Origin of the sequence: Skermanella aerolata KACC 11604 (assembly GCF_000936425.1) — a bacterium.
In the GTDB taxonomy this organism is placed as follows: domain Bacteria; phylum Pseudomonadota; class Alphaproteobacteria; order Azospirillales; family Azospirillaceae; genus Skermanella; species Skermanella aerolata.
This window is the reverse complement of sequence record NZ_AVFK01000025.1, coordinates 1-12908: the sequence shown is the minus strand read 5'-3', so window position 1 is coordinate 12908 and position 12908 is coordinate 1. Positions and strand designations below refer to the sequence as shown.

Below are 12908 nucleotides of genomic sequence, written 5' to 3'. Positions count from 1 at the left end.
GCGGCCGCGCCTTTTCGCCGGTTCAACCGTGATCAGGAGTTGATCGTCAGCGTGCCGATGCTGGTGTTGTCGGAGACGTCGCCGCCCAGGGCGCCGAAAGCCGACGAGCCCGAGGTGGCATCGCCGCCGGTGGCGCCGCCGCCGATCGCGAAACCGCCGCCCATGCCCATCGGAGCCGCGCCACCGGCGCTAGCCGCACCGCCGACCGCACCCGAAGTGCTATCGGAGTGACCGAAGGCATCGCCGCCGCCCTTGCCGCTTTGTTCGACGCCGACCGAGGAGTTGTTGCTGGGGAAACCGCTGACGTTGCTCATTGAAGTTCTCCTGTTATCCGACGTTTCCGGGGTCCGGCTTCCGCCGCGCCACCCCCGCTGCGAATAGTGTTTTGCAACGGGCATGCCACCAATGGATTACCCTGAAAGTCAGGTTTCTCGAGCTTCGAACAGGAGTTCCGTGTCCAGTTATTCGGACAGCGTCAAGCAAAGATGGATGGGAGGCACAAAGACCCTCAGTGCGCCTCCGCCCAGCTATGGCCGGTGCCGGCTTCCGCGACCAGAGGGACACCCAGGCTGGCGGCCGCTTCCATCGTCTGGCGGACCAGATCGGCGGTTTTAGCAGCTTCCGCCTCCGGCACCTCCAGCACCAGTTCGTCGTGGACCTGGAGCAGCATGCGCCCCTTAAGTCCGGCATCGGCAAGGGCCGGCGGGATACGGATCATGGCGCGCTTGATGATATCGGCGGCCGTTCCCTGGATCGGGGCGTTAATCGCCTGCCGCTCGGCGAACTGGCGGCGGGCGGGGTTCTTTTCCGCGATGCCCTGGATGTGGCAGCGGCGGCCGAACAGGGTCGTGACGTAGCCGTTGCGGCGGCAGAACTCCTTGGTGCGGTCCATAAAGGCCGCAAGCTCGGAGAAGCGCTCCAGATACGTCTTGATGAAGGCGTTGGCCTCTCCCGCCGAAATGCCGAGCTGGCGGCCGAGGCCGAAGCCGCTGATGCCGTAGATGATGCCGAAGTTGATCGCCTTGGCCTTGCGCCGGATCTCGCCGGTCATCTGGTCCAGCGGCACGCCGAACACCTGGGACGCCGTCATCGCATGGATGTCGATGCCCTCGCGGAAGGCCAGCTTCAGCGCCTCGATCCCGGCCATCTCGGCGACCAGCCGCAGTTCGATCTGCGAATAGTCGACCGACAGCAGGACATGGCCCGGCTTGGCGATGAAGGCCCGGCGAATCTTGCGGCCCTCCTCCGTCCGGATCGGGATGTTCTGGAGGTTGGGATCGGTCGAGGACAGCCGCCCGGTGCCGGTGATGGCCAGCGCGAACGACGTATGCACCCGGCCCGTCTTCTGGTCGATCTGCTGCTGGAGGCTGTCGGTATAGGTGCTCTTCAGCTTGGCGAGCTGGCGCCAGTCCAGCACCTTCTGGACGATGTCGTGGCCCTGTTCGGCCAGCGGCTCCAGCGTGGCGCTGTCGGTCGAATAGGCCCCTGTCTTGCCCTTCTTGCCGCCCGCCAGACCCATTTCGGCGAACAGCACCTCGCCCAACTGCTTGGGCGAGCCGACGTTGAACGGATGGCCAGCGAGCCGGTGAACCTCCGTCTCCAGCTCGGCCAGCCGGGCACCTAAGTCGCGCGACAGGTCGGACAGCACGGCGCGATCGACCAGGATGCCTTCCGCCTCCATGTCGGCGACGACGGGGATCAGCGGGCGCTCGATCGTCTCGTACAGGGTGATCATGCGCTCGGGCACGAGGCGCGGCTTCAACGCGTGGTGCAGCCGGAGCGTCACGTCGGCGTCCTCGGCGGCGTACTCGGTCGCCTTGTCCAGGGCCACGCGGTCGAAGGTGACGCGCGACTTGCCGGTGCCGGTGACCTGATCGTAGGTGATCGGGGTGTAGCCGCAGTGGAGCTTCGCCAGCTCGTCCATGCCGTGACCGTGCAGGCCCGTTTCCAGCACGTAGCTAAGCAGCATGGTGTCGTCGATCGGGGCCAGCCGGATGCCGTGGCTGCCGAAGACCTGGATGTCGAATTTGAGGTTATGACCGATCTTGAGGACTGTGGGGTCCTCCAGCAGCGGCTTCAGCTTGGCTACGACCTCGTCCACCGGCAACTGCTTCGGCGCGTCCGACGGCACCAGGTCGAGCGAGCCTTCGGCCTTTGCGCCGTCCGGTCCGACGTGGCCGACCGGGATGTAGCAGGCAGCTCCCTGCTCCACCGCCATCGAGATGCCGACCAGCTTGCAACTGCACGCGGTCAGGCTGTCGGTTTCGGTATCGACCGCCAGCGTGCCGGCTTCGTAGGCCGCCGCGATCCAGCGGTCCAGCGCCTCGGCCGTCTGGACCAGCTCGTAGCTGCCCTTACCGTCGAACTGGGCGCGCGGGTTTGCCGTCGGGGATAGTGCCGGTGCTTCTCCGGTGGCGGCTTCGCCGGTGGAAGCAGTGGGCTGTGGGGCCGATGCGCCGTCCACCAGCCTGCCGTCGGCGCGGATCTCGTTCTCGACGCGGGTGATGATCGAACGGAAGCCCTGCTGACGCAGGAAGCCCAGCAGCTTTTCGTGATCCGGTTCGCGGACCTTGAGGTCTTCCAATGGAGTCGGCACCTCGACGTGGTCGTCGAGCTTGACCAGCCGCTTGGAAACCCGCGCCAGTTCGGCATTGTCGATCAGCGCCTGCCGGCGCTTGGGCTGCTTGATCTCGCCGGCTCGTTCCAGCAGCGCTTCCAGGTCGCCGTACTCGCCGATGAGCTGGGCGGCCGTCTTGACGCCGATACCGGGCACGCCCGGTACGTTGTCGATCGGGTCACCGGCCAGAGCCTGTACGTCCACCACCTTGTCGGGCGTGACGCCGAACTTCTCGAAGACCTCTTCCACCCCGATCGTCTTGTTCTTCATCGGGTCCAGCATGCCGACGCCGTCGCCGACCAGCTGCATCAGGTCCTTGTCGGACGATACGATGGTGACCGGCCGGCCCTGCTCGCGGGCGAGCCGGGCATAGGTCGCGATCAGGTCGTCGGCCTCGAACCCTTCCAGCTCGATGCTGGGGACGCAGAAGGCCTCGACCGCTTCCCGGATGATGCCGAACTGGGGCTTCAGCTCTTCGGGCGGTTCCGGCCGGTGGGCCTTGTAGTCGGGATAGAAGTCGTTGCGGAAGGTCAGCCGCTTGCTGTCGAAGATCACCGCCACAGCTTCGGCGTGGTGATCGGCCAGCAGCTTCATCAGCATGTTGGTGAAGCCCATCACCGCGTTGACCGGCGTGCCGTCGCTGCGGGTCAGCGGCGGGATCGCGTGGAAGGCGCGGAAAATGAAGCCGGAGCCGTCCACCAGATACAGGGCATCGGCGGGCTTTGCTGCGGCGGCGGGTTCCACGGATGCCGCCGGTGGGGCGGCCGGGGAAGCGTCTGTCTGGGAGGCGTCGGTCATGGGCAAGCACATAGCACGGTCGGGGGTTCCGGTCGATACGGCGGCGGTTAATTGCGGGTTGCCCCATGGCCGGAAAACGGATAGAGATTGCGCCGGAGATAATGTCCGCGTAGCTCAGCAGGATAGAGCACAGGATTCCTTGTTGCAAAATTGGGCGTTGCGCCGGGAAACCTCGCAACGGAACCGCTCAAAGTCGGGGAAAGCTGGGGTGCCGCTTGGCGCCTTGCCGATCCCGAGCCAAGCCACTCCCGCAGGGCGACCGGCGTGGACTGGAAGGTGTAGAGACTGGACGGGCGGCACCTGTCGGCTTCGGCCTATGGTGAAGGGACAGTCCAGACCACGAACGCCTTTAGGCGGCGGCGAAAGCCGAAGTGGTATGAATCCTGGGGCCGTGGGTTCGAATCCCGCCGCGGACACCATCTCCCTCTTCTTTCCTTCAGCGATGCTCCGCCGGTTTCAGCCGAGCGCCGGCGCCCGCCGGGCTCCGAGCCTCAGCCGCTTGGCGGCGCGCGTGACCGGCGCCTCCAGGCCGGCATAGGCAGCGACGCCGACCGCCGTGCAGACCAGCGTGGCTACGCCGATGAAGGTCACCGCGGCGGGCAGTCCGGGCTTGGTCAGTCCTGCCATGTTCCACAAGGTCCGGAGCGCGCCCAGCGTCACGATATGCGTCAGGTAGATCGAGTAGGACGCGTCGCCCAGCAGTTCCATTAGGCCCTTGCCGCGCAGTTGGCGGCGGCTTTCCAGAGAAAGCGAGCCGATGACGATCATGAGCGCGGGAAGTCCCCAGGCCAGCAGCCGGGTCTGCGGTGCCGCCCAGGGCGTCGCCGCCACCAGCAGGACTCCGCCCGCAACGACGAGGGCGACTGATATAGGGGTGGAAAACGACAGGCGTCCGCCAAGATACAGGCGCCCGACCAGCATGCCGGCCACGAACTCCATCACGATGGACTCGGTCCAGAAGCTCAGCGCCGGGCCATGCGCCAATCCGGCGAAGCCTACCAGCGTCAGGCCCAGGAACACCGCGAAAACCGCCGGCAGCATGAACCGGCGCGGCAGGAGCAGCGCACAGGCGAAAATGCCGTAGAAGAACATCTCGTAATTGAGCGTCCACCCCGTCAGCAGCAGCGGCCACAGCCGCTCCGGTTGCGCCGGGTCCGGATGCGGGATGAACAGGAGCGACCGCGCAAGGTGGCCGGGCGTGGTGTCCACGATCATGATGGCGTTGGGTAGGGCCGACGACAGCGCGAACAGCCCCAGCGTCACGATCCAGTACATCGGGACGATTCGGACGATCCGGTTTCTCATGAAGGCCAGCGGTGCCGTGGGACGTTCCGCCGTCGTCACCCACATGATGAAGCCGCTGATCACAAAGAAGATATCGACGCCGGCTGCCCCGAACCGCCAGAGGCCGCCCTCGAAAAGGCCCTGGTATTCCTTGATCTGGTAGATCGCGTGATAGAAGACGACGAGGAGCGCCGCAACGGCGCGGAGATATTGTATCGAGACGATATTGGCGCCCGTCCGCATCGTCCCGCTCCCCATCGATCGGCCCCGCTCCGGTTTCTTCCAGGTGCGGCCGACCCTGCCAAGCCGGCCGCCGGATTACCAGAGCGAGGAGCGCAGGACCTTCTAATGTCTCGGATATCCCGATATGCTACGCATCCGGCCTGCGGTTCAGCCAATAGGCAGCCAGAGCCGTGACTGCCGTGCCCAGGGCGGCTCCGGCCATGATGTCCGTGGTCCAGTGGCGGTCGGCGATCACGCGGCCTCCGGCCAGTACGCCGGCGGCGGCGAAGGCCGCCGCACCGATCCGGCGGTCGCCGGCGGTACAGGCGATCGCGGTCGCGGTGGCGAAGGCCGTACCGGCATGGCCCGACGGGAACGAGCGGGCGCCCTCCGTCCCCCATTCGCCGGCATCGCCGCAATCGACCGGACGCGACCGGCAAAGCTGACGCTTGATCACTTCGGCCACCAGCGCCGTCGCCACGACGCCGGTCAGGCCGACCTTGCCGGTATGCTCGAGGTCAGCGTCGCCGTTGCGCCGGCCCATGGCCCAGCACAGGGCGAAGGCCGGGATCAGGACGTGGCGCTTGATGCCGTAGCGCCCGGCGATCTTGACCGCGTTGGCCATGGGTCCCGGATCGTCCAGGGAGTATTCCCGGACGACGGTATCAAGCGACGTCAGATCCCACGGAGCGGCGGCGCAGGCTCTGGTGCGCAGGAAGCGGCGCGGAATCGACGCCCTGAGTCTGCGCGGCAGCGGATAGGAGTTTTCCATAGGGATATAACGTATTCTCGCTATCCCGGTTCCTTGAACATCCCAGTCGCTTCGGCCTCGTTCCCTCAGCGCCGTCCGCCGACCTCGTCCAGGTGCTTCAGCATGTCGGCCGGGTCCTCGTAGACGCGGAAGGCGCCCGCCCGCTGGAGTTCATCCTCGCCATAGCCGCCGCACAGCAGGCCGACGCTGAGCGCGCGGGCGCGCTGGGCCGCCAGCGTGTCCCAGATGCTGTCGCCGACGACGATGCAGGACTGGATATCGACGCCCATCCGCTCGGCGGCGGTCAGGAACAGGTCGGGGTCCGGCTTGGCGTACTTGACCTGATCGCGGGTGACCACGGGGACCTTGGCGAAGTCGATGCCCAGCATCTCCAGATTGGGGCCGGCCGTCTCCATCCGACCGCTGGTCGCGATGGTCCAAGGGATGCCGGCGGCGGTCAGGTGCGCCAGAAGCTCACGCGATCCGGGCAAGGCGCGGACCTTGCCGGACTGGCGGCGATAGGCTTCGGCATGGCGGCTGCGCAGGCGGTCCAGCAGGTCCTGGCTGATGTCGAGCTGGGTTTCCCGGATCAGCATGTTGGCGAACAATCCGCCGCTCATGCCGATCTTGCGGTGGATGCGCCACGCCGAAAGCTCGATCTTTTCGGCGTCCAGCGCTTCCTGCCATGCCAGCACGTGCTGGTAGACGCTGTCGATCAGCGTGCCGTCCAGATCGAAGATGAAGGCGGTATCCATGTGAGCCATGAGGATCTCCTTGAATCACGCGTGAAGGGTGAACACGTCCGAATAAGTGACAGTTGCGCCACTCTGAGTAACTAACCTTGGGATTACCAACCCTGCTCGATTGTCCGCTTTACGGGCGAAACATAGGCTTTGTCAGGCGAGCCTTCTCGAAAGGCTGGCGTTCCGGAAGGTTTTCGACATCATGATAAAGCATTTGAAGCTCACGCGCCGTGCAGCTCTGGCGGGTTTGACCGCCGCCGGCGGGATGATGGCCATCCAGCCCCGCGCCCAGGCGTTCACCCTGCCCGAACGGGCCGGCGACCCGCAGCTCGCGGAAACCGCGCTCAGCATGTTCAGCAGCCCTGGCGACGTCCGCCGCGTCGGCATGGCGTGCCGGGGACGCGCGGAGTTGTGCCAGTCGAGGCAGGCGCTGGTGGACAGCATCTTCGGACCGGAGCGCGACCGTCTGGCGGCCGGCGACCCTGCACAGGTCCATGGCTGGCTGCGGACCCGCATCCGGGAAGACTTCAGCGCCGGGCGGACGGTAACCGTCGACGGCTGGGTGCTGGCCGATACCGAAGCCAAGCTCTACGCCCTGGCCGCCCACGCCTGAGCGGAGGCCCGGCGATCACTCGCCGGGCGCCGGATATCCCCGCGCCGGAAGCGGCATGGCGGACCGGCTGACCGCCGGTACGCGGCGCGGCGTCAGGTAGAGCAGCGTGACCATCATGAGCATCCAGGTCAGTTCGCTCTGCTCCAGCAGGAACTTCTCCGTGAAGCTGTAGATCAGCGCGTAGACCATGATCAGGGCGTAGAACAGCCCGACGATGTCGTTGCTCCTGATCAGGCGCGAATAGGCCCGGCCGATGCCGGTCGCGAACATCACGATGAAGATGCCGAGGCCGACGAAGCCCAGTTCCAGCCAGACGTCGAGATAGCCGTTGTGGCCGTTGCCGACCACCGCCCACAGGCGGGCATAGACGTAGCTGGCGCCCTCCGGCGTCCAGAACGCCCGGTATCCCGCCCCCAGCATCGAGTGGTTCATGCCGGCGTGGATCGCGTGGGTCCAGATCGTCGTGCGGCCGGTAAAGGTCAGATCGCGGCCCACGGCTTCGAGGCCGACGACCAGGAACTGGGTAACCGCCATAACGCCGGCGAACCCAACGATCAGCAGGGTGCCGACCCGCAGCGACATCGGCAGGCGGGCGCCGCGCAGGAAGCGCAGCACCGGGATGAAGAGCAGCAGGGCCATCGTGGTGATCCAGGCCGTGCGCGACTGGGACATGGCGAGCATGAAGGCGCAAAGCCCGAACCCGGCCCAGTTGAACCAGTTCTTCTTGCCGTCCTTCTCGATCAGCAGCAGGCAGAAGATCACGACGGCCAGCGACATCATGCGGCCGAGCCGGTTCTTGTGCCCGAAAGAACCCCGCCAGCTGCCGGCCAGCGCATCGTGGTGGATGGTCGAGCCCGGATAAAGGATCACAAGGACCAGCGAGAGCGCCGCCCCCAGGAACAGCGCCCAGGCCACCATCTGGAGCAGTTCGCGCGGGGTGAAGCGAAGCACCAGATAGAAGGCGAAGGTGGTGGTCAGCACCAAAGCGAAGGCGCGGCGGAAGGTGGCGTCCGGATAGTAGGACCAGAAAGAGGAGAGAATGGCAAAGCCGGCCAGGGCCAGCAGCGCCCAGTTGCCGATCAGCAGCTTGGGCATCCGGACGCGTTCGGCCAGGATATAGATGAGCCCGATCGAATAGATCGTGAGCGTGGCGGCCTGGAACTTGATGTTGCCGGACTCGACCTCGTTGGCGAAATCCCGGTTGGTCATCTCGTCGCCCGACGAGAAGGCGAAGAGATAAGGGATAAAAGCACCCGCCAGCGTCATCAACGCCAGAATACCGAATATCCGCTCCATATTGCGGAGCAGGTAGAATTGCAGATTGGTCATTCAGCGAAATTCCATCGATCGACGCTCAACTCTCCGGCGTCGAAATCTTGCTCTAGCTCTTGCAGCACTCTCCCGAGGGATCGTAGCAAGCCGCGGGGGACTACGGCAGCGGTCATTCGGGTAAGCCTGATGCTCTACGGGCGTCTTGCCCGTGGTGCGCCCGATGATCCCCTGCCGTTCCTGCACCGAAGTCCAGGCATGCCGGTTCTTCGTCAGTCGGATGGTTGACGAATGGGGTCAATGGGGGCACCACGCAAACCATCGTGCCTATGTTGCACCCACATGCCAATGTGTAGCCGCGAAGTATCTTTGAATTGTTCGGACGAGCGAGCTGATGAAGGACGACAAGATTGCGTGGGTACAGTGTGCCAAGGGGCTGACTATCTGCCTCGTAGTCTACGGCCACGCCATGTACGGGGTCAATACCGCTGTCGGACTCAATCCGACATTTTTCGATTATTGTAACGATTTTTTCAACATCTTCCGCATGCCGTTGTTTTTCTTTGTTTCCGGCATCTTCGCGGCCCGCAGCATCGCCCGTCCGACCAACCAGTTCATCAACCGGACAGTGCTGCACTTCGTCTACATCTATATCGTCTGGTGCGTCATCCAGTACTCGTTCCGCATGATGACGGGGTCGGTCGCCAATCATGAGATAGACCCCTACGCGATCCTCTATATCGCCTACCAGCCGATCAACGTCCTGTGGTTCGTCTACGTGCTGCTGGCGTTCTTCCTGATCACGCGGCTGCTGCGGCCGGTGCCTTACTTCATCGTGCTGCCCCTGGCCGGCGCGCTGGCGGTGACGCCGATGGATACCGGCAGCTATTCGCTGGATCACTTCTGCGGCACCTACGTCTTCTTCCTGATGGGGTATTACGGGTCGGGGGTGATCCTGGAGCAGGCCAAGCGCTTCAGGCCGATCCATGCCGCCGTGCTGGTGCCGCTCTTTTCGGCGGTGACGCTGGCCGTGATCTATGCCGACCTCAGGCAGGTCCCCATGATCTGGCTGACCTGCGCCATATTCGGCATCTTCGCCATGGCGACGCTCTGCATCTGCCTGTCGGAGCTTCGCCTGGACGGCGTGTTCCGTTACATGGGCAGCTATTCGCTTCCCATCTTCGTGTCGCATACCATTGCGACGGCCGGTACGCGGGTCATCCTGTCGAAGCTGGGTCTGGGCGACCAGCCCGGGCTGCTACTGGTCGGATCGACGCTGGGCGGCGTCTTTCTGCCGATCCTGCTGGCGGAAACCTGCGACAGGCTGAAGTTCCCCTGGCTGTTCCGCAAGCCGGACTGGTTCACCATCAGTCCTTCCGCCGGCGATCCTTCTGCCGACAACCCGTCCGCCGGTCCTCAGGATACGAACCGGCGGCTTGCCGATTCATCGGCTCAACCGTAAGGGCTCGACCATAACGGAGGCCATGACGGCGGCAGATGGTTCGGCCCGGCCTCTAGCCGGGCCGGAGGAAGATCACTTAGCGGTTTCTTCCTTCAGGTAGGCGATCAGGTTCTTCAGATCGTCGTCCTTCTTGACGCCGGCATAGGCCATCTTGTTGCCGGGAACCGCGCCCTTGGGATCCTTCAGGTACTTGGCGAGCTGCTCTTCGTCCCAGGTGATGCCCGAGTTCTTCATCGCGTCGGAATAGGAGAAGCCCTCGACCGAGCCGGCCTTGCGGCCGATCAGGCCCCCAAGATGCGGCCCAACGCGGTTGGTCGTCTGGTCAAGCACGTGGCAGGCGCGGCACTGGTTGAAAACCTTCTTGCCGGCTTCCGCATCCTGAGCCTGGGCGCCGCCGGCCGTCATGATGACCACCGAAGCGGCGGCAACCATCAGGCATCCGGAACAGGCGTCGAGAAATTTTCTCATTGTAGCGTCTCCTCAAGCTTCTGCATGTCGGGCTGACCGCCCCTCGCGGTAGACCCGGCTATGGTCAACCGGGTCAAAACGCATGAGACACTAGGTTGTTGCCGGGAACTTCCAAGTCTCTCTCGAATCGCCGGACGGCTTTCGTTTAGTCGCGGCGCACCCCCATGGAGGGATCCCGGAAGATGAAGAGGTTGCGATCCAGGCTGACGCCGACCTGGGGATTGAGCAATGCCACTTCCGTCGTGAGGCCCTGAGGGTCCAGCACGCGCCACTTGCGCAGCCGCAATGGTCCGTCTTCGAACACCAGGGTCAGGACACCGGTGCCGGGGTCCTTGGTCTGGACCACCGAGACTTCGATCACGTTGGCCTCACGGTGGAAGTCGGTGACGGTGATGTCGCCGCTGAGACGGAGATTGTCACGCAGGATCACGTCGGCCATGGTGCTGCCAATCGGAGCGCTGGTCTGCTGCTTCAACTCGTCGTCCCAGTAGAAGACGAACCAGCCGTCGGCGACGACGAAGTTCTTGATCGGCGGGTCGTATTCCAGCCGCATCTTGTTGGGCCGCGACAGCCAGATCGTGCCCTTGACCAGGGAACCGTCGTTGCCGGCCTGGACGAAATCCGATTTCAGCGTCTTGACGCCGTCGAGATACTGCTCGATCCGGCCGATGTCCTGCCGCTGCTGCTGCGTCAGGTTGGCGGCGGCGGGCGCTGCCTGGGCCATGGTGGTGACGATGGGGACGGATGCCAGCGAGGCCAGGGCAAGACCGGCGGCGAGCACGAAGGGGCGGAGCATGGCTTTCATGCCCCCCAATATGCTCAATCCGTGTGACCGGAAAAGGGCGAATCACCACTTTTCCCCGGGCGGAGTATTTTACTGGTCGTCCATCTCATCGGACCGCCCCAGCACCTCGCGCTTGCCGACGTGGTTGGCCTGGCTGACGACCCCTTCCTGCTCCATCTTCTCGACCAGCTTGGCGGCCTTGTTGTAGCCGATCTGGAGGTGCCGCTGGACGAAGCTGGTCGAGCATTTCCGCTCCCGCAGGACCAAGGCCACCGCCTTGTCGTACAACTCGTCGCCCGAGCCGGGACGGCCGCCGCCGCCTCCTTCGTCGTCGCCATAGCCGCCGCCGGGGAACTCTTCCTCGTCCTCGGTGATCGACTCCATGTAGTTCGGCTCGCCCTGGGTGCGCAGGTAGCCCACGACCTTCTCGACCTCGTCGTCGCGGACGAACGGGCCGTGGACGCGGGTGATCCGGCCGCCGCCGGCCATGTAGAGCATGTCGCCCTGGCCCAGCAGCTGTTCGGCGCCCTGCTCGCCCAGGATGGTGCGGCTGTCGATCTTGCTGGTGACCTGGAAGCTGATGCGGGTCGGGAAGTTCGCCTTGATCGTGCCGGTGATGACGTCGACTGACGGCCGCTGGGTCGCCATGATCAGGTGGATGCCGGCGGCGCGCGCCATCTGCGCCAGCCGCTGGATCGCCGCCTCGATGTCCTTGCCCGCCACCAGCATCAGGTCGGCCATCTCGTCCACCACCACCACGATATAGGGCAGTTCGGTCAGGTCGATCGGCTGGTCCTCGAAGATCGGCTTGCCGGTATCGGGGTCGAAGCCGGTCTGCACCCGGCGGGTCAGCACCTCCGCGTTCTTCCGGGCTTCGCGCAGGCGCGCGTTGTAGCCCTCGATGTTGCGGACACCCAGCTTGGACATGGCGCGGTAACGGTTCTCCATCTCCCGCACCGTCCACTTCAGCGCCACGACGGCCTTCTTGGGGTCGGTCACGACGGGGGTCAGCAGGTGCGGAATGCCTTCGTAGATCGAAAGCTCCAGCATCTTCGGGTCGATCATGATGAAGCGGCACTTGTCCGGCGGCAGCCGGTAGAGCAGCGACAGGATCATCGTGTTGATCGCGACCGACTTGCCGGAACCGGTGGTGCCGGCGACCAGCAGGTGCGGGAAGCGGGCCAGATCGGCGATCACCGGGGCGCCGCCGATATCCTTGCCGAGCACGAGCGCCAGCTTGGCGGCGGAGCGTTCGTAAGTCTCCGCCGACAGCAGCTCGCGCAGAAGGACCACTTCGCGCCGGGCGTTCGGCAGCTCGATGCCGATCACGTTGCGGCCGGGCACCACGGCGACGCGGACCGAAACCGCGCTCATGGAGCGGGCGATATCGTCGGCGAGGCCGATCACGCGCGACGACTTGGTGCCGGGGGCCGGCTCCAGCTCGTACAGGGTGACGACCGGCCCCGGATGGACTTTCTGGATCTCGCCCCGGACGCCGAAATCGGCCAGCACGCCTTCCAGCATGACGGCGTTCTGCTGAAGGGCGTCCTCGTCCAGCATGCTGGGCTTGGCCGAGGGGTCGGGAAGCTGAAGCAGGTCGAGCGGCGGCAGCTCGTAGTCGGTAGGGTTGTGTAGGTCGAGCATCGGCTCGGCGGCCTTGCCGCGAGGCGACGGCGACGGCGACGCGACCGGTTTCGGAGCCGGAGCGACCACCGAGACGTTCCGGATCTTCTCCCGTCCGGCCTCGTCGGCACCGTCATCGCCGTCATCCGGGTCGGCGACGGTAACGGTGCGTCCACCCGGCGCCTTGGCGTCCTGGCCGCCCAGCACCGGGTCGCGCCGCTCGGCGGACCGGCCGGCCCGCGCCCTGGGCTGCACCGGCGCCGGCTCGTCCGTG

Annotated in this window: 11 protein-coding genes; 2 read left to right on the top strand and 9 right to left on the bottom strand. The window is 65.2% G+C overall.

From position 1 onward, the window contains the following. Window positions 1-32: 32 nt before the first annotated feature. From N826_RS40485 to N826_RS24865, 5 genes are all read right to left on the bottom strand, one after another. A complete protein-coding gene (locus N826_RS40485) occupies window positions 33-314 on the bottom strand; it encodes a hypothetical protein (RefSeq protein WP_052832006.1) in 282 nt (93 codons plus the stop codon). A 194-nt stretch (window positions 315-508) separates the two neighbouring features. Next, window positions 509-3415, bottom strand: a complete 2907-nt coding sequence (gene polA, locus N826_RS24880; protein WP_244619510.1) for a DNA polymerase I — start codon at window positions 3413-3415, stop codon at window positions 509-511. Window positions 3416-3871: 456 nt separating this feature from the next. Then, complete coding sequence (locus N826_RS24875) at window positions 3872-4915, bottom strand: acyltransferase family protein (protein ID WP_373866628.1); 1044 nt, start codon at window positions 4913-4915, stop codon at window positions 3872-3874. Window positions 4916-5069: 154 nt separating this feature from the next. After that, the gene (locus N826_RS24870) at window positions 5070-5693 is read right to left on the bottom strand and encodes a phosphatase PAP2 family protein (RefSeq protein ID WP_052832003.1); all 624 of its coding nucleotides are present in this window, start codon (window positions 5691-5693) and stop codon (window positions 5070-5072) included. A gap of 65 nt (window positions 5694-5758) precedes the next feature. Continuing rightward, the gene (locus N826_RS24865; RefSeq protein WP_044433150.1) at window positions 5759-6436 is read right to left on the bottom strand and encodes an HAD family hydrolase; all 678 of its coding nucleotides are present in this window, start codon (window positions 6434-6436) and stop codon (window positions 5759-5761) included. A gap of 181 nt (window positions 6437-6617) precedes the next feature. On the opposite strand from N826_RS24865, the gene N826_RS24860 reads away from it, so the two are divergent. Then, a complete protein-coding gene (locus N826_RS24860) occupies window positions 6618-7028 on the top strand; it encodes a hypothetical protein (RefSeq protein ID WP_044433148.1) in 411 nt (136 codons plus the stop codon). Between the two features lie 15 nt (window positions 7029-7043). Here the strand turns inward: N826_RS24860 and N826_RS24855 are convergent, their stop codons facing one another. After that, window positions 7044-8357: an O-antigen ligase family protein gene (locus N826_RS24855; protein WP_044433147.1), complete on the bottom strand. Its 1314-nt coding sequence runs from the start codon at window positions 8355-8357 to the stop codon at window positions 7044-7046. 334 nt (window positions 8358-8691) lie between these two features. On the opposite strand from N826_RS24855, the gene N826_RS24850 reads away from it, so the two are divergent. Beyond that, window positions 8692-9759 (top strand): acyltransferase family protein, encoded by a 1068-nt coding sequence (locus N826_RS24850; RefSeq protein ID WP_044433145.1) that lies wholly within the window; start codon window positions 8692-8694, stop codon window positions 9757-9759. Between the two features lie 72 nt (window positions 9760-9831). Here the strand turns inward: N826_RS24850 and N826_RS24845 are convergent, their stop codons facing one another. The 3 genes from N826_RS24845 to N826_RS24835 form a co-directional block, all read right to left on the bottom strand. Continuing rightward, on the bottom strand, window positions 9832-10227 hold the full coding sequence (locus tag N826_RS24845; RefSeq protein WP_044433143.1) for a c-type cytochrome: 396 nt from the start codon (window positions 10225-10227) through the stop codon (window positions 9832-9834). Window positions 10228-10372: 145 nt separating this feature from the next. Next, a complete protein-coding gene (locus tag N826_RS24840; protein ID WP_052832001.1) occupies window positions 10373-11032 on the bottom strand; it encodes a LolA family protein in 660 nt (219 codons plus the stop codon). 69 nt (window positions 11033-11101) lie between these two features. After that, a partial coding sequence (locus N826_RS24835; protein WP_282183079.1) for a DNA translocase FtsK occupies window positions 11102-12908 on the bottom strand: 1807 nt, incomplete at its 5' end.

Coding starts and splice junctions, on each gene's coding strand:
- N826_RS24850 (WP_044433145.1), top strand. CDS start 8,692: ATGAAGGACGACAAGATTGCGTGGGTACAGTGTGCCAAGGGGCTGACT.
- N826_RS24870 (WP_052832003.1), bottom strand. CDS start 5,693: ATGGAAAACTCCTATCCGCTGCCGCGCAGACTCAGGGCGTCGATTCCG.
- N826_RS24865 (WP_044433150.1), bottom strand. CDS start 6,436: ATGGCTCACATGGATACCGCCTTCATCTTCGATCTGGACGGCACGCTG.
- N826_RS24855 (WP_044433147.1), bottom strand. CDS start 8,357: ATGACCAATCTGCAATTCTACCTGCTCCGCAATATGGAGCGGATATTC.
- N826_RS24860 (WP_044433148.1), top strand. CDS start 6,618: ATGATAAAGCATTTGAAGCTCACGCGCCGTGCAGCTCTGGCGGGTTTG.
- polA (WP_244619510.1), bottom strand. CDS start 3,415: ATGACCGACGCCTCCCAGACAGACGCTTCCCCGGCCGCCCCACCGGCG.
- N826_RS24840 (WP_052832001.1), bottom strand. CDS start 11,032: ATGAAAGCCATGCTCCGCCCCTTCGTGCTCGCCGCCGGTCTTGCCCTG.
- N826_RS24845 (WP_044433143.1), bottom strand. CDS start 10,227: ATGAGAAAATTTCTCGACGCCTGTTCCGGATGCCTGATGGTTGCCGCC.
- N826_RS40485 (WP_052832006.1), bottom strand. CDS start 314: ATGAGCAACGTCAGCGGTTTCCCCAGCAACAACTCCTCGGTCGGCGTC.